The following is a 17,675-nucleotide window of genomic DNA, read 5'->3' on the forward strand; positions in this document are numbered from 1 at the left end:
GGAAATAACTCCGAAAAACGGACACCTGAATTTTAAAAAAGTTGAACTCCAAAGTCAAGACGTTGGAGCATTGGGATACAATAAAAGAACTGTTAAGGTGATTTATCTATCGGACTTTTTTATGATAATAAGCCCTGTAGAAAAAGACATTGAAAAAAGGGTTGAATGGATAAAAGTGAATGAATAACAATGGTTCTAAATTATATTATATAGCTTCTGAATATAAACAACATTCAATACATTTAGCACAAGTAAGCAGATTAGTAGTATTTTTGAAAAGTAACTACAATGTATCCCATTCAATTATAAAATAATAATCATTACTTATTAATAACCTATTATGGAGTTAGAAAAGCAAGAACTAATCGAGAACTATATAAGAGCAGAATTACTACAGTTGAACTTTAAACGACTTATCATCAAAAAAGCCTGCAAGAACTTTGAAATTTCGGAAGAAGATGCACTTCATCTGTATAACTCTGTCAAACCAACACTAAGAAAAGATGCTATAAATAGAGCTTTAATCTATCTTATACTGGGATCTATTTCATTATTTATCGGAATAACTGGTACTTTCGGAAATACAGGATTCATTTTCTGGGGAGCTCTATTAGTAGGTACCGGATCTCTCATTACCTCTTTAGGGTTATTTAAATTAGCTTTGTTAAAAAACTAGCTTCCCAATGAAAAAAATAGGATTAATTGGCGGAATCAGCTGGACATCGACCCTTGATTATTATAAGTATTTGAATCAGGGAATCAATTCACGACTGGGTGGTCTAAACGCTGCCGAATGCGTTATTTATTCGTTGAATTTTGCCGATATCCAGAAAAAAGGTTGGATAAATGCCTATGAATTACTTTTACAAGCCTGCAAAAATCTGGCTTCAACCCATATTGATGCAATCGTTTTGTGTGCTAACACAGCCCATTTATTTGCTGACAGAATCCAGAAAGAAATCAATATCCCTATCCTTCATATTGCTACTGCTACCGCTAAAGCCATTCAAAAGGAAAACCTAAATAAAGTAGGATTACTGGGGACAATGTTCACAATGGAAATGGGATTCTACCGGGATAAATTGGAAGAATTTGGAATAACCACTCTCATCCCCGAACAAAAAAGTGATATTGAGGAGATACAAAATATTGTTAAGAATGAATTGGGAAAAGGAATCATAACTGATTCATCCAAAGTTAAATTCATGCATTATGCCGACGAATTACGGGCGCGGGGTGCGGAAGGGATAATCCTTGGTTGTACAGAAATCCCTTTGCTGATAGATCAGAATGACTTTAGTTATCCTGTATTTGATACCACAAAAATTCATGTTGAAAGTATTCTAGACTATGCTTTAGATACCTCTGATTACTAAAAACGTTCTGTACTTATACATCTCCGTTTTTCACACGATAATTATAAAGTTGAATTAACTTGTACTTTTTATTGTTATCTATGATGAAAACAATCCTTAGCAGTAGAAAAAATAACTATTGAACCCTCTGTTCGAAAAGAAAATAAGTATTTTGCGCATCATTTAACAACAAAATCCAATGACAGAAACAGACCTTATTTTACTCAACTTTCAGGAAATCCGAAGACGTAGCATTGCATTATGGGAGGGTCTTCCTGAAAATTTCCATTTCTGGAAACCTGATGAAAAAGCCATGACGGCAATTGACATGATCCGACATGTTATCGGGGCTGATTACGGCTGGAATATCATCATCAATCGCGGTGATATGTCTTCGTATCAGTCGCCCTGGGAGAACAAACCTTATCAAAGCGTACAGGAAGAACTGGATTTTGCTCTACCCTACCGACAGGAATTTCTCAAAACCGTTCGTTCTTTTTCCGCAGAAGACTTAAACACAATTGAAATAATTCATCCGGGAACCACAATAAAAAGAAAACTAGGAGATTACCTCTTGCGGATCGGATATCACGAATCTGTTCATGCTGGTCAGTTTCTCTCTTACTTACGAGCCATGGAAGTAGAGCGACCATTTATATGGGATTAACTTCTTTTAGTGCTCCGTTTTTGTAAGATTTGTTCCAATTCATTACTTTTGTATCAGAAATGAAGTTATTGAACAACATATTGCGTCTTCCGTTTTTCAGCACGTATTATTATCTGATAGTAGCTGCCCGAAGAGGATATGTTTATACTTCAGATACATCCCTATTGTAAAAAATCGTAATAAACATAATCAGGCCCGGGCGAGTAATCGTCCGGGCTTTTTTTATTTTCACTAAAATGGAACAGATAGACAAATTAAAAGAAAATGTAGCGATCATTCTCCCCGAAAACGGATTAGAAGAAAAGCTAAAACTGATAGCAAAAGAAAACAGGAAACTGGTAATCAAGTTAGGTTTTGATCCCACTGCTCCTGATTTACATTTGGGACATGCTGTTGTTCTGAAGAAATTGAGACAGTTTCAGGAATCCGGTCATCAAATCGTTATACTGGTCGGTAGCTTTACAGCCCGTATTGGAGATCCCACCGGAAAGAACAAAAGCCGGAAACCGCTGAGTACAGGAGAAGTAAAAGAGAATGCTCAAACCTATATCAATCAGCTTTCTAAGGTGATTGATATCCAGTCAACCCAAATTGTTTTTAACTCCGATTGGCTGGATAATTTATCTTCCTCTGAAATGATTCAACTTCTCTCCCGGGTTACAGTAGCCCAACTCATGCATAGAAACGACTTTGCCAATCGGTTTTCAGAAAATATACCAATTGCCATGCACGAGCTGGTCTACCCAATTCTACAAGGATTTGACTCTGTGAAGATACGCTGCGATATTGAAATGGGAGGAACAGATCAACTTTTCAACTGTACAATGGGTAGGCAGTTACAGGAAAGCCACGAGATTCCTGCACAAACGGTCATGTGTATGCCTTTGTTAAGAGGTCTGGACGGAAAAGAAAAAATGAGTAAATCACTGAATAACACAGTAGGATTAACCGATTCCCCCAATATGATGTTTGGAAAAATCATGTCCATTCCGGATCATTTAATTCCTGAATTCCTGGAGTTAGTAACTGATTTTACACAACACGAGAAGGAAGAAATAACAAAACAATTATCCGGTGGAGAAAATCCGATATTGCTAAAAAAGAAAATTGCCGGGAATTGTGTCAAACAGTACTATTCTAGTGAAGCTGCAAAGGAAGCAGAGGAATTCTTCAGGAAACAATTTCAAAACAAAGATCCTGAAAATAGAAGCTATACCCCTGTCTCTATCCAGTCTCCGGAAAACAATACGGATACAATTTCTCTCATTTCCCTTGTAGCGCAGGTAATGCACGAATTAACGAAATCAGCTGTAAGAAGACTCATTGAAAATGGTGCTGTTACAGTAAATGGAGAAAAAATGACGGATTCCTACAAAGAAATACAAGTACTTCCGGGAACCAAAATTAAAATTGGAAAAAGGAACTTTTTCGAGTTAAAATAATGCATGAGCAGGTTAATAAAAGCGTAATCTATTAACCTGCTCTTTTCTGTATATTTGTCACCTAATACTTTTACATATTCGCAAAAAAGGCCATCATGACAATTAAGAGACTACACTATTTTTCAGGAATTGTTCTCTCTCTTTTTATAGGGCTTCACCTCTTCAATCACTTCTGGAGTATTTTTGGCTCCAATAGTCACATTTCCCTAATGGAATCCCTGCGGGTAGTATATCGAAACCCGGTGATAGAAGGTGTATTACTTCTTGCCGTGATAATTCAGATTATTTCAGGACTGTCATTATTCTTCAAAAAGAGAAAATCTCTAACCGGTTTTTATGATAAACTACAACTTTGGACCGGAATGTATATGGCATTTTTTCTTCTCATTCATGTCGGAGCAGTACTTACGGGAAGATTTATACTGAAACTGGATACTAACTTCTATTTTGGAGTAGCGGGACTAAATACTTTTCCTTTTAATCTGTTTTTCATCCCTTACTACGGATTAGCTGTTCTTTCCTTCTTCGGCCATGTTGCTTCTATTCATTTTCAAAAAATGAAAAAAAATATTTTCGGACTATCTCCCCGAAAACAAGCAGGAATTATTCTCTGGATCGGATGTATCTATCTGGTCATCACCTTTTATGGGTTAACAAATGGTTTTCAGGGCATCGAGATTCCTTCTGCCTATCATGTGCTAATCGGAAAGTAAACTTCTTAACCTATTCTTACCGAAGTCATCGTCAATGATCCTGCCATGGCTTTATCATTAAACAACGATACCTTCTCATCTTTTCTCTGCAAAGCGAGTGTATATAAAAGAGGTAGATAATGTTCAGGAGTCGGAACAGCCAACTCAAAGGGCCTTCCATTCGACCGGTAATTGATCAACGAGGTATGATTACCATTCTGTATAAATTGTTTCATTTTATCACTCGCTTCCAAAGCCCAGTCATACCCATAATCATCCACATTCATCTTATCCCAGGCGACCATTCGCAGGTTATGCACCATATTACCACTTCCGATAATCAGAATTCCTTTTGAACGTAAACGATCTAATTCGCGGGCAAGTTCATAGTGATAAGCCGGTGTTTGTTGATAATCCAAACTCATTTGCACAACCGGAATATCGGCATCCGGGTACATGTGCTTAATTACACTCCATGCGCCATGATCCAAGCCCCACTTGTCATCCAGAATTACCTCGGTCTTTGTAATGATTTTCTTTGTTGCCTCCGCCAGTTCAGGACTACCCGGAGCCGGATAATTCACCTCGTACAATGCCTTTGGAAACCCTCCGAAATCATGTATAGTCCGGGGATTAGGCATAGCTGTAACGCGTGTTCCTTTTGTTTCCCAATGTGCCGAAATACAGAGAATCGCCTTGGGTCTTGGAATCGTTCGCACAGACTCTCTGAATCCGCGAACAAACTCATTCTCTTCTATAGCATTCATAGGACTCCCATGTCCGAGAAATAATACCGGCATCTTCTCCGTATTCCCAAATCCCTCTGTTATTCTGCCAAACTCTTTTAAATTCATCGCTACTCCTGTTAATGGTACCACCGCCATCAGTTTGAGAAAATGTTTTCTTTTCATACTCACGCTTAAAGATAACGAAATCTGTTTACGAAATCAACTGAGTCGTCACAGTGATTGTCCCTGTAAGTGTCTTGTGAATCGGACAGGCATTCGCTATATGAACTATTCGCTGTTGCTGTTTCTCGTCCAGCTCTCCCTCAACTCGAATCGTACGGATAAATTCAGAAGAATTATTCTTTGCATCACGTTGTATGTCTACATCTACTATAATGGAACGAACCGACCATCCCTTCCTGTCCAGATACATCCGCAATGTGATTGAAGTACATGTGGCCAATGATGCTGCCAATAACTCATCCGGAGAAACTCCTTCGTTCTTCCCTCCCAGCTCTTCAGGTTCATCAGCGATGATTGTATGCGTTCCCGCCTGAATCTCTGTACGATACTTATTCTCTTTGATTACAGCACTTACTTTTGCCATTACATCCCGTTATTTATAGTAAAAATACGGTCAATTTTTATTAGTCAAAAGCATTCAGAGCATTATTTGACAACTGGATCATCTGCTCATACTCTTCAGGAGAAAGGTCTCCATGATAATATCCTACCGGATTTATTTTTTGTCCGTTGTGCTCTACTTCATAGTGTAAATGAGGACCTGTTGATTTCCCACTATTTCCTATAAGACCAATTAAATCTCCCCGCTTGACTTTATCACCCTTTTTTACTTTGAATGCACTAAGGTGGGCATAGCGCGTCTTGTATCCATACCCATGATCTATGACAATACTTTTCCCGTACCCCCAGCTTTTTATTTCCAGTTCTTCTACCACACCATCTCCTGTAGAATATACTTCTGTACCTACAGGTGCAGTAAAGTCCATTCCCCAGTGCATTCTCCGGGTTTTATAAACCGGATCTATACGCCACCCGTATCCTGAAGCTACCCGGGTCATATCCTTATTCCGAACCGGTTGGATAGCCGGAATACTAGCCAGACGAGCTTCTTTATCCAGTGCTATCTCTGATAACTCTTGCAACGAAAGACTTTGCGCATATAACCTCCGCTCTACTTCGTCAATCTTTTTATTCGTTGCGATCAGTAATTCTGAATATTTTTTACCTTCCAGTTCTTTGTATTTTTCCGAACCACCTACTCCCATACGGCGAAGTTCTTCAGGAAAAGCTTCTGCATTAAATGCAACACGGTAGATCGCACGATCCCGCTTCTCCATTTCATCAAGTGCCTTGGTAATCAATTCCAGATCCTGAGTCATCTTATCCAACTGCGCTTTGTAAAACTCATTTTCCTGTCTCAATCTCGTCTCGCGAGGTGAGTCAATCCGACGGGCAATAAAAAAAGCAAGAATGATTCCCAGTGTAATGGTAGGAGCTATAAAAATCAGTCCTCTAAGAACTCGCTCTCCCCATGTTCGCCGAACACGTTCGTAAGAGAGTGTTTTTGGGTTATATACAAATTTCTTTTTCACTATTCCGAAAATTTCAACGCTGTATTCACTTTTTTAGCGTTCCACACCGTCATTTTTTTCATTTAGCCTGACAAAATTAGGTAATATGGCTAAATTTGCACTTAACTTAACAATCATTAACAGGAATTTTAACACATTCCTGCTGATAATAAAGGGGATAAAACAAACTTGAGAAGATGAATTTAAACGAAATCCGCAAACAGTTTCTCGATTTTTTCGAGTCAAAAGGACATAAGATAGTGCCCTCTGCTCCAATGGTGGTAAAAAATGATCCGACGTTGATGTTTACGAACGCCGGGATGAATCAGTTCAAAGATTATTTTCTTGGACATGCGGAAGCCAAAGATAAAAGAGTGGCCGATACCCAAAAATGTTTGCGTGTTTCCGGAAAACATAATGATCTGGAAGAGGTCGGTGTAGATACCTACCATCATACCATGTTTGAAATGCTTGGTAACTGGTCTTTTGGAGACTATTTTAAAGAAGAAGCCATTGCCTGGGCGTGGGAATTACTTACAGAGGTCTATAAAATAGACACATCACGTCTTTATGTCACCGTTTTTGAAGGGGATCAGGAAGATGGTGTTCCTATGGATACGGAGTCAATTGAAATATGGAAAAAATACATTGCGGAAGACAGGATCATTCTGGCCAACAAAAAGGACAATTTCTGGGAAATGGGAGATACCGGTCCATGCGGCCCGTGTACCGAAATTCATGTTGATGCAAGAACAGACGAAGAGCGTGCTAAATCAGACGGAAAATCACTTGTCAACCAGGATCATCCTCAGGTAATTGAAATCTGGAACAACGTATTTATTCAGTATAACCGAATGGCCAGCGGAAAACTCGTTGAGCTTCCGGCAAAACACGTTGATACAGGAATGGGATTGGAAAGACTGGCTATGGTTCTTCAGGGAAAACAGTCAAATTATGATACGGATTTATTCCAAAATCTGATTAAACACCTCGAAAAAGTATCCGGCTTTACGTATGGAGTAAAAGAAGAAACTGATATCGCCCTGCGCGTTATTGCGGATCACGTACGTGCTATCGCTTTTTCTATCTCAGACGGACAGCTTCCTTCCAATACAGGAGCGGGATATGTGATCCGGAGAATTTTAAGAAGAGCCGTTCGTTATGGGTATTCCGTTTTAGACCTGAAAGAACCTTTTATCTGCGGTCTGGCAACCGTACTATCTAATGAAATGGGAGATGCTTTCCCTGAACTTCGTTCACAACTTTCAATACTAGAAAATGTGATTCGAGAAGAAGAAAGTAGCTTTTTCAGAACACTTGAACAGGGAATTAAGCGTATTGATACGATCCTTGAAGAACTAACCTCCAAAAATGAAAAAATCATCTCAGGACATGCTGTATTTGAACTCTATGATACGTTTGGATTTCCGGTCGATCTTACTTCATTAATAGCAAGAGAAAACGGTTTCTCTATTGATGAAATTGGATTCAATACCGAACTGGAAAAACAAAAATCACGATCAAGAGCTGCCACTTCTATTGCAACAGATGACTGGGTAGAATTGCGTGAAGATGATCGTTCTGAATTTGTTGGATACGATCATACCGAAACACACGTTTTTATCACCAAATACCGGAAAGTAACACAAAAAGGAAAAACTTTTTTCCAGGTTGTATTGAATATCACTCCCTTCTACGCTGAAGGAGGAGGTCAGGTAGGTGACAAAGGTGTTCTTGTTTCTGAAAGTGAAACGGTACGTATTTTTGATACGAAAAAAGAAAATAATCTTACCGTACATCTTACTGACAAGCTTCCTGAATTCCCATTGGAGAAATTCGAGGCAAAAGTAGATGTAAAACGCCGTGAGCTGGCGGCATCCAATCACTCTGCAACCCACCTTCTTCATCATGCTCTGCGTGAAGTGCTGGGCACACATGTGGAACAAAAAGGTTCTCTTGTCAGCCCGGACTATCTCCGCTTTGACTTTTCCCACTTCTCAAAAGTGACGGAAGAAGAACTTTCACGAATTGAAGAACTTGTCTCAGAAGACATTCGCAAGAATATTTCACTGGAAGAGCATCGTGCCGTTCCTATGGACGACGCTGTTGAGATGGGAGCTATGGCTTTGTTTGGTGAAAAATACGGAGACCTTGTCCGCGTAATTCGCTTCGGAGATTCGGTGGAGCTGTGCGGTGGAACTCATGTTCCTGCAACAGGAAAAATCGGGCTGTTTAAAATCACTTCAGAATCGGCTGTAGCAGCTGGAGTAAGACGTATTGAGGCCATTACAAACGATACTGCCATTGCATTTTATAAAGAAAAAGCGGCTCGCCTGGAAGCAATTCAGCGTTTACTGAAGAATCCTAAAGATCCTGAGAAAGCAATTGAAGATTTACTGACAAAAAATCAGTCCCTCAGTAAAACGATAGAACAGTTCGAAAAAGAAAAAGCAGGACAGTTTAAACAGGAACTGAAAAACCAGTTTATCGAAAAAGAAGGTTTGCTATTTGCTGCTACAAAAGTAACTATGGGAACCGGAAGCATAAAAGATGTTTTATTTCAGTTAAAAGGAGAAATGAATCAGCCTTTTGTTGCTGTAATTGGTGGAGAGGAAGACGGAAAAGCATCTCTTACCATTATGATTTCAGACGAACTGGTTAAAGAAAAAGAACTGCATGCCGGTAATCTCGTCAGAGAATATGCTAAACTCATTCAGGGAGGAGGTGGCGGACAGCCATTCTTTGCTACCGCAGGAGGAAAAAATCCATCCGGGTTAGACAAAGCATTGGAAGAAATTGCTAAATTGTTCTGATACAACAATATTCAATATGCAGGGCAATGGTGTCTGCCCCGAACCGTGGAGAAATGAATTCAAAGCTGATGGCGCCTACGAACGGATACAAAACGTATGGTAGAAATCGGCTATGGAAAAAATGAAATTTAGTACGGCATATTTTGCTCCTTCCCAGTTATGGAAATGGCTGTTATTATCTTTACTCATAGGAATTCCTGTAGGACTCGCTTCTGCAGGCTTTCTGACTGCACTTGACTGGGTAACACAAACACGGGAAGCAGCCATCTGGTTAATTGCTTTTCTCCCTTTGGGAGGATTGCTCATAGGATTGCTTTATCATTACTACGGGCAGGATGTAGTAAAGGGAAATAATCAGCTACTCGAAGAATTTCATAGTCCAAAGCAAATTATCCCATTCAAAATGGCTCCTTTGGTGCTGATTGGAACCCTTTTGACTCATCTTTTCGGAGGTTCTGCGGGAAGGGAAGGTACAGCTGTACAAATGGGAGGAGCCATAGCAGACCAGTTCTCAAAAAAATTCGGAATCACCTCTTCGGAACGTCAAATGATCCTTATTGCCGGAATCAGTGGCGGTTTTGCTTCTGTTTTTGGAACACCTCTCGCAGGGGCTGTTTTCGCCATTGAAGTACTTGCAAAAGGAACTAACCGTTACCGTGCTGTTCTCCCTTCGCTTTTCACTGCTGTAGTTGCAGACATGACTTGTCATTATGCAGGAGCTACCCACACCATATATACAATTCCTTTTGTTCCCGACATACAACCTACATTTCTTTTGTGGTCCGTGCTTGCCGGTATTCTTTTTGGTCTCGCAGCTTTCTCCTTTTCAAAAGTTGTGCATTTCTTCGGAAAGATGTTCTCTTCCGGTTTCTCCTACCCTCCACTCCGCCCCGTCATCGGAGGCATAATTATAGCTGTGGTAGTTTACCTCATGGGAACTACAAAATATATCGGTTTGGGTATCCCAACCATTGTCTCTGCATTTGAACAATCACTTCCCCCGTATGATTTTATGATTAAGCTGCTATTGACCACATTTACATTGGGAGCCGGTTTTAAAGGAGGTGAAGTAACTCCTTTGTTCTTTATTGGTGCCACATTGGGTAATGCACTTAGCTTTTTTATCCCTCTACCTATGGCATTACTCGCAGGAATGGGGTTTGTAGCCGTATTTTCCGGTGCAACAAATACACCTCTCGCCTGTACCATTATGGGACTGGAACTATTCGGAACCGAAGCAGGTATATTTATTGCAATAGCTTGTTTTGTTGCTTTTTTCGCTTCTGGAAAAACAGGTATTTACAGCTCTCAGGAAGTTCATCGCTTCAAATCAAAATGGTTCAAAATATTTGATCGAGCTACAAAATAGAGTTTATAAAATTATCAAGGTTGTTCCTTCTCAATTTGTTTATGATACGGCAAGTACATCGGTAAAGCTGCTGATCCATACCAATCAAGAATTTCCACATCGAATATTCCTGCTTCAATTGCAGGATCAGTTTTCAGCAGTTCCTGAATTTCTTCCTTGTTATCCAGTTTAAAGATGAAAATACCCCTGTACTCCAATTCATTCTTCCCCAATGGTCCTGCAACTACCAACTTACCTTCTTCTGCTAACCGTCCGATATTGTCTAAATGCCCACGAAATAATTTCTGTACGAGCTCTTTATCCTCAATCACTTCGGTACCTGTTTTAAGAATCACTAATTGATACATTCGCATTCCATACGCATCAGCTCCCAATGAGTCCGCCAATTCGCTGTCATATGATTGTTGTCCGAAAGCAGACCAAATGCTTCCGAGTACTACCAATAAAAACAGAATCCCTTTTTTTAATGAAGTTGTAGCCATTCTCATTTTTTCCTTTTTTTCGGTTTAGGCTCCGGTAATTCCTTTACTGAAATACGCACGAGTTCACTCAGCCAGTCTCTGTCTTCAATTTTGTCTTCTATAAGAAAGCTAGGCTTTGCACCCGAATACGGAGGCGCTTCGACAAGTGCTTCTCCAATATACTTTCGTCCTGCTTCCGTAGGCTTGATAAAGAGTTTGTTATCACAAATCAAACCAAATAGCTTTCCATCGGCATAAATCCCGTATTCCCCAAACATCTTTTTTGCCGTTATCTCACCGGCTTTTTCTATCTGGTACACAACAAAATCTGCAAAACTCTGATCGGAAGCCATACCTTTATCTATCTAAGCGGTTCAGGCGTTTACTTTAGGATTCGAAAACATTCGTACATCTTCATCCGTAATTGTCTTCCCGGCAAGGATCACCAGACGTTCAACGATATTTCGTAACTCTCGGATATTTCCTGTCCAGTTAACAGCGCTTAGTTCTTTCAATGCTTCTTCAGTAAAATCCTTACGTTGTATCCCATGATCCGCACACACCATCGTCAGAAAGTGTTCTGCAAGAAGAGGAATATCCTCACGTCGGTCATTCAGAGCCGGAACATGGAGTAAAATGACACTTAAACGATGATAAAGATCTTCCCGGAAATTTCCTTCCTCAATTTCTTTTCGCAGATCTTTATTCGTAGCCGCTATAACTCTCGCATTAATCCGAATGTCTTTCTCTCCTCCTACCCGTGTAATTTTATTCTCTTGTAATGCCCGCAAGACTTTTGCCTGAGCAGAAGCACTCATATCTCCAATTTCATCTAAAAAGATTGTACCATTCTCCGCCAGTTCAAACTTTCCTTTTTTCTGCTTAACTGCTGAAGTAAACGCACCTTTTTCGTGACCAAATAACTCACTTTCAATTAATTCCGAGGGGATTGCTGCACAATTCACTTCAATAAAAGGTCCCTTGTTTCGTCCACTTTGTTCATGTAATTGTCGGGCAACCAGTTCCTTTCCCGTACCATTTTCTCCGGTGATTAATACTCTTGCATCAGAAGGAGCGACTTTTTCAATCATCTCTTTTATCTTCATGATGCCGTCCGTCTCTCCGATGATCGATGATCCTTTGACTCTTTTTATCGTTTTCTTAAGTGCTTTGGTTTCTTCCACAAGTGTACTCCGGTCGCAGGCATTACGAACAGTTACTAAAATGCGGTTCAGGTCAAGCGGTTTCTCAATGAAATCAAACGCCCCCTTTTTTATAGATTCAACAGCCGTTTCTATATTTCCGTGTCCGGAGATCATGATAACGGGCGTAGCAACCTCTGCTTGAATCAAATCGTCCAGCACTTCCATACCATCCATTTGTGGCATTTTGATATCACAAAAGATAACATCAAACGACTCATTCTTGGCCTTTTCCAGTCCTTCTTTACCGTTCTCCGCTTCTTCTATTTCAAACTTCTCAAACTCCAGTATTTCGCGCAATGCTCTTCGAATACTTCTCTCGTCGTCTATGATTAATATCTTGCTCATGGAATTTCTTATTTTTACGAATTTACTGATTATTCAACAAATCAAATGCCACTCCCTCTTTCAGCGAACAGGGGGTTATGATTATACGTTCGGTACCGGTTTTCTCCATAATCCACTTCATCTTAGCCGCTGCAATAGGTATCATCTTTCTCCGAACCGGAAGTATGCGGTGATGACGTTCACGTTCCTTTGCAGTCATACGCAACAGAATATCTATCATCACTTCCATTTCATTACGACTCAACATAACAGGATCAAATCCTTCGGGAAATTCCTTGTCATATAACAGTTCATATAAGGTTTCAAACGACCCGGAAGAGCCTATAAAGTCTGAGCAGGAAATCGTATCAAAAAAACCGCCTGTTTTCTCTTCCAAATAAGTATTGATTTTCTCCTTATCCTCTTCAGAAAACGGATCACTGAATGAAAATTGCTGGAATATACGGGAAACACCAATTTCGAAACTATTCATGGCAAGTATACCGTTCTCATCTGCCAGAATAAACTCCGTGCTTCCCCCTCCTATATCCATAATTAACCCCTTTCGGTCAAAATTATGAGTAAGACAGACCCCTTTATAAATTAACTTTGCCTCTTCGATTCCATCAATTACCTTACAGGGAATATCGAATTCTTCTTCTATTTTATGAACAAAGTCTTTTCCATTTATGGCATTTCGAATAGCAGATGTTGCAATAGCCTGAATTTTTGTGCAACCATATTCCTTACAAATTGCCATAAAACGCCCCAGGCAGTCCATTCCTCTTTGCCAGGCATCTTCTGAAATACGGTTATCATTTATCCCTCCCATACCAAGCGCAACTCCTTCTTTTGTAGAAAGCAGTAACTCAGGATGGGGAGCTCCGTTTTTAATGATCAGTAAATTAAATGTATTTGTGCCCAGGTCAATTGCGGCAACGGGTTCCTGTCCCTTACTCATTCATTATGGTTTTTTAAATATCCAGTTGATTAAATTTCCAAAACGCAGACGGTATCCTGTAACAAGCAAAGCATTTTTAAATACTCGTGCTGCAACCCCTATATTGAACAGAATCCCGAGGAGTAACAATACAATAGCCATTAACAAATGCCAAAGTTCTCCGCTTTCGTACCCCAATCCCAGATTCACCATAATAACCATGGGTGATGTAAAAGGGATAATACCCAACCAAAAAGATAATTCAGCATCCGGGTTTTCAGCTACGTACCACCCCGACCAAATGCCAATCAAAAACAAGAAAATCAATGGAATAAGAAACTGTTGTCCGTCAGATTCTGAACCTTGAGCTGCTCCCAGTGCAGCAAATAGCCCACCGTAGAATAAATACCCCAGTATCAGTAACAGAACAAAGAAAGTTCCCATCACTCCAAAGTTTAGTTGTTCATACACCAATTGAACCAAATCGTTATACGGTGTGTACTCTTGTCCTGCGACAAGATTGGCAGCATCAAACATATCCGGAAAGAAAACAGATCGGAAGAAAAGTAAACCTCCGAAAATCAATACCGTCCAGATTGCAAACTGTATCAATGCTGCAATACCGATTCCCAGTAATTTCCCGGTCATTAATTCTCCGGGCTTTACTGTTGCTAGTAAAACCTCTGCTATACGACTGGATTTTTCTCTTGACGTACTTCGCAAAATGGTCATTCCGAAAAGGAAAATAAACAGAAAGACAATTCCTCCGAAAACGACTCCCGCATAAGCTGCTAATTTGTAATTCCCTAATTCTTCGGGACGATAGGCATCCCGTACTTCCAAATTTAACGGATGTTTGACGATGAGAAACTCTTTCAAGGTCAGGTCCGTAAACTCTTTCGCTTTCAATCCTTCCAAACGTTTTTCCAGCTCGCGCTGAATCCGTAACGGGATCTTCGAATTCAATCGTTTCTTCTGAAAAAAGAAAACGTGATTATTGGATAGCACCTTTTCGTTTACAACCAACAATGCATCAAAACCGGCGTACTCAGGATCTGAAGTGAAAGAAGCAGGTTCTACATAGGAATTGATAAACGCGTACTCTATTTGCCCTGAAGAATCAGGAACAATTATATTTTCAAGTGTTTCAACCGGATCAGAAACCAGTACGCGGACATGTTCTTCTTCTCCCCCAGAAGCTGTAAATAAAATATAGAGGATAAACAGTACAACGAGAGGTCCTCCTACTGCCATCGTCAGAAATGAGCGACTTTTGAGACGCTCATTCAATTCTCTTCCGGCAATACTTATAATTCTTTTCATGCTTTATTAGTGTGTTACAGTAGTTTCCCGGATAAATACTTCTTCCATAGACGGTAATTCTTCCCAGGCACCTTCTATATCAATTTTCGGAACCAGTGTTTCCAGTAAACTCCTGAAATTACTGTCTCCGACCATCCGCACACGGGCAATATATCTGTTCTCCCCGATAATTTTCTTATCAACCAGATCAAAACCTGTCCATAAGGCCGTTGCAAATGCAATCATATTACCTGAAAACTGTACTGCATAAAGTTTTTCAGAGTGATGTCCTTTGACCTCCTGAACAGTTCCTTCCAGAACTTTCTTGCTCTTATCTATTAAGACAACGTGATCACATAATTCTTCCACACTGTTCATATTGTGCGTGGACAAAAGAATTGTTTTTCCCTCCTCTTTCATCTCCCGCAATATGCCACGCATCAGTTTGACATTACCAGGATCAAATCCACTGAAAGGTTCATCAAGAATTAATAGATCCGGATTATGAAAAACCGTGGAAATAAACTGCACTTTCTGAGCCATTCCTTTGGACAACTCTTCAATACGTTTACCTCTCCACTCCTGAATATCAAATTTTTCCATCCAATAATCTAGCGCCGCTTTACTTTCATTTTTATGTAAACCACGTAAAGATCCCATAAATAGCAGAAAATCCGAGACGGTCATATTGGGATACATTCCTCTTTCTTCAGGTAGGTATCCGAGAGAACTCAGTTGCTCCCGGGGCATTAACCTATTATTCAGATAAACACCACCATCATCAGGAGTTATAATCTGATTAATAATTCGGATTAACGTTGTTTTTCCGGCTCCGTTGGGTCCCAGAATTCCATGAATTTTTCCCGGTTCAAATTTAGCCGACACATTATCCAATGCCAGTTTGATTCCGTATCGTTTTGTTATATTCCTGACTTCAAGCATAGATTTGTTTCTCGGCTAAATATAAAAAGAAGTTTTTACCTGCAAATACAACAAAAGGCATTCTCCTCACGGGAAAATGCCTTTTCTCTATTTTTTATCGGAATCAGCTTTGGAACATATCCTTCACCCGCTGAAAGAATCCTTTATCTCTATCTTCCGGTTTCGGAGTAAAGTTTTCACTTTCTTTCAGTTTTTCAAGAATTTCGCGTTCTTCTTTTGAAACTTTTGTCGGTGTCCAGATATTAATGTGTACAAACAAATCACCAGATCCATATCCCTGTACATTAGGAAGTCCTTTGCCTTTCAGGCGCAACATCTTCCCACTCTGTGTACCCGGTTCTACTTTGATTTTTGCCTTACCTGTAACCGTAGGAATTTCGATCGAATCCCCCAAAACAGCATCAATAAAACTTATATATGCATCATAATGAAGGTGTTCTCCATCTCTTCTCAGAAGAGGATGCTCTACTTCTTCAATTACGATCAGAAGATCACCCGGAATTCCGTTAAAGGGTCCCGCATTTCCTTTCCCCGTAACGCTCAATTGCATTCCTTCTTCCACTCCTGCCGGGATGTCGATCTCAATCACCTCTTCCTGGCGTTTCAATCCCTGATTATCTGCATCTGCAGGTTTTTTATCAATGATCTTACCGGTACCATTACAAGAAGGACAGGTAGAAGCTGTTTGCATCTGCCCCAGGAAAGTTTGTGTAACACGCATTACACGTCCGCTTCCGTTACATTGCGAACAGGTTTTATAGGTAACTCCGTCCGCATTAACCAGTTTGTTAACTTTGATTTTCTTTTTTACACCGGTAGCTATTTCTTCCAGTGTAAGTTTAATCTTAACTCGTAGATTACTACCTCTCGAAGTACGTGCACCTCCACCTCTGGACGATCTACCGCCTCCGAAACCACCAAAAGCACCCCCGAAGACATCTCCGAACTGTTCAAAGATATCTTCCATGTTCATGCCTCCACCACCGAAGCCACCACCTGAAGCGCCTCCGACACCAGCGTGACCAAATCTGTCGTATCGCTGACGTTTTTCCGTATCACTTAACACTTCATAAGCTTCGGCTGCTTCCTTAAACTTTTCTTCCGCCTCTTTATCGTCCGGATTCTTATCCGGGTGATACTTTAGCGCCAGTTTACGGTACGCTTTTTTGATCTCTGCCTCAGTAGCCGATTTGCCAATACCAAGAACCTCGTAATAGTCTCTCTTTTCACTCATAATTCAAAATGTGCTTATTGCCCTACAACAACTTTGGCATAGCGCAACACTTTATCTTTCAAAAAGTATCCTTTTTCCACTACATCAACGATTTTCCCCTTAAGACTCTCTTCGGGAGCCGGAATATTCGTAATTGCATCATGTAATTCTGCGTCAAATGCTTCGCCCTGTGCCTCCATTGGCTTCAAACCTTTTGAAAGTAAAATTCCTTCAAACTTGTGATGTACAAGACGGAAACCTTCTTTTACAGCCTCTACATCTTCAATTTTCTCATTTGCCTTTATAGCACGCTCAAAGTCGTCCAGAACTGTTAATAGATCTTTCATCAAATCTGAACCTGCCTGGTTGATAATATCCGCTTTCTCTTTAATCGTTCGTTTACGGAAGTTATCAAAATCAGAGTACAAACGCACGTACTTATCATTCATCTCGTTATATCTGTCCTCCCAGGTAGGCTCTGTCGATTCTTTCTGCTCATCTTTATCCAGAACCTCGTCCTGCTTAACTTGTTCTTCCTGATTTTCCAATTCTTCTTTCTCAGCCATAACTCGCCATTTTCGCATTCTAACTCAAACTTTTTGCCAACTAAAAAAAATGGACAATCTG

The 17,675-nt window shown here is 40.1% G+C and carries 18 protein-coding genes; 7 read left to right on the plus strand and 11 right to left on the minus strand.

Translation table 11 applies throughout. The features are described from left to right. Positions 1–340 precede the first annotated feature (340 nt). The 5 genes from ABDZ97_RS11300 (at position 341) to ABDZ97_RS11320 (ending at position 4,177) form a co-directional block, all read left to right on the plus strand. Positions 341–676 carry a hypothetical protein gene (locus ABDZ97_RS11300; RefSeq protein ID WP_343787658.1) on the plus strand — a complete coding sequence of 112 codons (336 nt, stop codon included), beginning with the start codon at positions 341–343 and terminating at the stop codon, positions 674–676. 7 nt (positions 677–683) lie between these two features. Then, positions 684–1,376, plus strand: a complete 693-nt coding sequence (locus tag ABDZ97_RS11305) for an aspartate/glutamate racemase family protein (protein ID WP_343787660.1) — start codon at positions 684–686, stop codon at positions 1,374–1,376. A 178-nt stretch (positions 1,377–1,554) separates the two neighbouring features. Beyond that, positions 1,555–2,022: a DinB family protein gene (locus ABDZ97_RS11310; RefSeq protein WP_343787662.1), complete on the plus strand. Its 468-nt coding sequence runs from the start codon at positions 1,555–1,557 to the stop codon at positions 2,020–2,022. A 236-nt stretch (positions 2,023–2,258) separates the two neighbouring features. Then, on the plus strand, positions 2,259–3,464 hold the full coding sequence (gene tyrS / locus ABDZ97_RS11315; RefSeq protein WP_343787664.1) for a tyrosine--tRNA ligase: 1,206 nt from the start codon (positions 2,259–2,261) through the stop codon (positions 3,462–3,464). 95 nt (positions 3,465–3,559) lie between these two features. Then, complete coding sequence (locus ABDZ97_RS11320) at positions 3,560–4,177, plus strand: succinate dehydrogenase/fumarate reductase transmembrane subunit (RefSeq protein ID WP_343787666.1); 618 nt, start codon at positions 3,560–3,562, stop codon at positions 4,175–4,177. A gap of 5 nt (positions 4,178–4,182) precedes the next feature. Here the strand turns inward: ABDZ97_RS11320 and ygiD are convergent, their stop codons facing one another. The 3 genes from ygiD to ABDZ97_RS11335 all read right to left on the minus strand — a co-directional run bounded on the left by ygiD (position 4,183) and on the right by ABDZ97_RS11335 (position 6,500). Beyond that, entirely contained in the window at positions 4,183–5,010 is an 828-nt protein-coding gene (gene ygiD, locus ABDZ97_RS11325) for a 4,5-DOPA-extradiol-dioxygenase (protein ID WP_486389567.1), read from the minus strand. Between the two features lie 85 nt (positions 5,011–5,095). Further along, positions 5,096–5,491, minus strand: coding sequence for an OsmC family protein (locus ABDZ97_RS11330; RefSeq protein ID WP_343787670.1), 396 nt, complete (start codon positions 5,489–5,491; stop codon positions 5,096–5,098). Positions 5,492–5,531: 40 nt separating this feature from the next. Continuing rightward, positions 5,532–6,500 (minus strand): M23 family metallopeptidase, encoded by a 969-nt coding sequence (locus tag ABDZ97_RS11335; RefSeq protein ID WP_343787672.1) that lies wholly within the window; start codon positions 6,498–6,500, stop codon positions 5,532–5,534. Between the two features lie 176 nt (positions 6,501–6,676). Between ABDZ97_RS11335 and alaS the strand changes: the two genes are divergently transcribed. Continuing rightward, on the plus strand, positions 6,677–9,292 hold the full coding sequence (gene alaS, locus ABDZ97_RS11340; protein ID WP_343787674.1) for an alanine--tRNA ligase: 2,616 nt from the start codon (positions 6,677–6,679) through the stop codon (positions 9,290–9,292). 121 nt (positions 9,293–9,413) lie between these two features. Then, entirely contained in the window at positions 9,414–10,661 is a 1,248-nt protein-coding gene (locus tag ABDZ97_RS11345; protein ID WP_343787676.1) for a voltage-gated chloride channel family protein, read from the plus strand. 14 nt (positions 10,662–10,675) lie between these two features. Here ABDZ97_RS11345 and ABDZ97_RS11350 read toward each other — a convergent pair whose 3' ends face one another. The 8 genes from ABDZ97_RS11350 to ABDZ97_RS11385 all read right to left on the minus strand — a co-directional run bounded on the left by ABDZ97_RS11350 (position 10,676) and on the right by ABDZ97_RS11385 (position 17,614). Beyond that, complete coding sequence (locus ABDZ97_RS11350; protein ID WP_343787678.1) at positions 10,676–11,143, minus strand: YciI family protein; 468 nt, start codon at positions 11,141–11,143, stop codon at positions 10,676–10,678. 2 nt (positions 11,144–11,145) lie between these two features. Next, the gene (locus ABDZ97_RS11355) at positions 11,146–11,475 is read right to left on the minus strand and encodes a TfoX/Sxy family protein (protein ID WP_343787680.1); all 330 of its coding nucleotides are present in this window, start codon (positions 11,473–11,475) and stop codon (positions 11,146–11,148) included. A 21-nt stretch (positions 11,476–11,496) separates the two neighbouring features. Continuing rightward, positions 11,497–12,672 carry a sigma-54-dependent transcriptional regulator gene (locus tag ABDZ97_RS11360; protein ID WP_343787682.1) on the minus strand — a complete coding sequence of 392 codons (1,176 nt, stop codon included), beginning with the start codon at positions 12,670–12,672 and terminating at the stop codon, positions 11,497–11,499. Positions 12,673–12,694: 22 nt separating this feature from the next. After that, on the minus strand, positions 12,695–13,612 hold the full coding sequence (locus ABDZ97_RS11365) for a Ppx/GppA phosphatase family protein (protein WP_343787684.1): 918 nt from the start codon (positions 13,610–13,612) through the stop codon (positions 12,695–12,697). Positions 13,613–13,615: 3 nt separating this feature from the next. Further along, on the minus strand, positions 13,616–14,914 hold the full coding sequence (locus ABDZ97_RS11370) for an ABC transporter permease (protein WP_343787686.1): 1,299 nt from the start codon (positions 14,912–14,914) through the stop codon (positions 13,616–13,618). A 6-nt stretch (positions 14,915–14,920) separates the two neighbouring features. Further along, entirely contained in the window at positions 14,921–15,835 is a 915-nt protein-coding gene (locus tag ABDZ97_RS11375) for an ABC transporter ATP-binding protein (RefSeq protein WP_343787688.1), read from the minus strand. A gap of 103 nt (positions 15,836–15,938) precedes the next feature. Beyond that, complete coding sequence (gene dnaJ, locus ABDZ97_RS11380) at positions 15,939–17,069, minus strand: molecular chaperone DnaJ (RefSeq protein ID WP_343787690.1); 1,131 nt, start codon at positions 17,067–17,069, stop codon at positions 15,939–15,941. A gap of 14 nt (positions 17,070–17,083) precedes the next feature. Beyond that, positions 17,084–17,614, minus strand: a complete 531-nt coding sequence (locus ABDZ97_RS11385; RefSeq protein ID WP_343787692.1) for a nucleotide exchange factor GrpE — start codon at positions 17,612–17,614, stop codon at positions 17,084–17,086. Positions 17,615–17,675 lie beyond the last annotated feature (61 nt).

It is taken from the genome of Wandonia haliotis (assembly GCF_039523435.1).
Classification (GTDB): domain Bacteria; phylum Bacteroidota; class Bacteroidia; order Flavobacteriales_D; family Crocinitomicaceae; genus Wandonia; species Wandonia haliotis.

Bases quoted from the DNA above. Each gene is read 5' to 3' on its own strand.
- ygiD (WP_486389567.1), bottom strand. From the start codon at position 5,010: ATGAATTTAAAAGAGTTTGGCAGAATAACAGAGGGATTTGGGAATACG.
- ABDZ97_RS11320 (WP_343787666.1), top strand. From the start codon at position 3,560: ATGACAATTAAGAGACTACACTATTTTTCAGGAATTGTTCTCTCTCTT.
- ABDZ97_RS11355 (WP_343787680.1), bottom strand. From the start codon at position 11,475: ATGGCTTCCGATCAGAGTTTTGCAGATTTTGTTGTGTACCAGATAGAA.
- ABDZ97_RS11305 (WP_343787660.1), top strand. From the start codon at position 684: ATGAAAAAAATAGGATTAATTGGCGGAATCAGCTGGACATCGACCCTT.
- ABDZ97_RS11300 (WP_343787658.1), top strand. From the start codon at position 341: ATGGAGTTAGAAAAGCAAGAACTAATCGAGAACTATATAAGAGCAGAA.
- ABDZ97_RS11345 (WP_343787676.1), top strand. From the start codon at position 9,414: ATGAAATTTAGTACGGCATATTTTGCTCCTTCCCAGTTATGGAAATGG.
- ABDZ97_RS11330 (WP_343787670.1), bottom strand. From the start codon at position 5,491: ATGGCAAAAGTAAGTGCTGTAATCAAAGAGAATAAGTATCGTACAGAG.
- ABDZ97_RS11350 (WP_343787678.1), bottom strand. From the start codon at position 11,143: ATGGCTACAACTTCATTAAAAAAAGGGATTCTGTTTTTATTGGTAGTA.
- ABDZ97_RS11310 (WP_343787662.1), top strand. From the start codon at position 1,555: ATGACAGAAACAGACCTTATTTTACTCAACTTTCAGGAAATCCGAAGA.
- ABDZ97_RS11365 (WP_343787684.1), bottom strand. From the start codon at position 13,612: ATGAGTAAGGGACAGGAACCCGTTGCCGCAATTGACCTGGGCACAAAT.
- ABDZ97_RS11385 (WP_343787692.1), bottom strand. From the start codon at position 17,614: ATGGCTGAGAAAGAAGAATTGGAAAATCAGGAAGAACAAGTTAAGCAG.
- alaS (WP_343787674.1), top strand. From the start codon at position 6,677: ATGAATTTAAACGAAATCCGCAAACAGTTTCTCGATTTTTTCGAGTCA.
- ABDZ97_RS11370 (WP_343787686.1), bottom strand. From the start codon at position 14,914: ATGAAAAGAATTATAAGTATTGCCGGAAGAGAATTGAATGAGCGTCTC.
- ABDZ97_RS11360 (WP_343787682.1), bottom strand. From the start codon at position 12,672: ATGAGCAAGATATTAATCATAGACGACGAGAGAAGTATTCGAAGAGCA.
- dnaJ (WP_343787690.1), bottom strand. From the start codon at position 17,069: ATGAGTGAAAAGAGAGACTATTACGAGGTTCTTGGTATTGGCAAATCG.
- ABDZ97_RS11375 (WP_343787688.1), bottom strand. From the start codon at position 15,835: ATGCTTGAAGTCAGGAATATAACAAAACGATACGGAATCAAACTGGCA.
- tyrS (WP_343787664.1), top strand. From the start codon at position 2,259: ATGGAACAGATAGACAAATTAAAAGAAAATGTAGCGATCATTCTCCCC.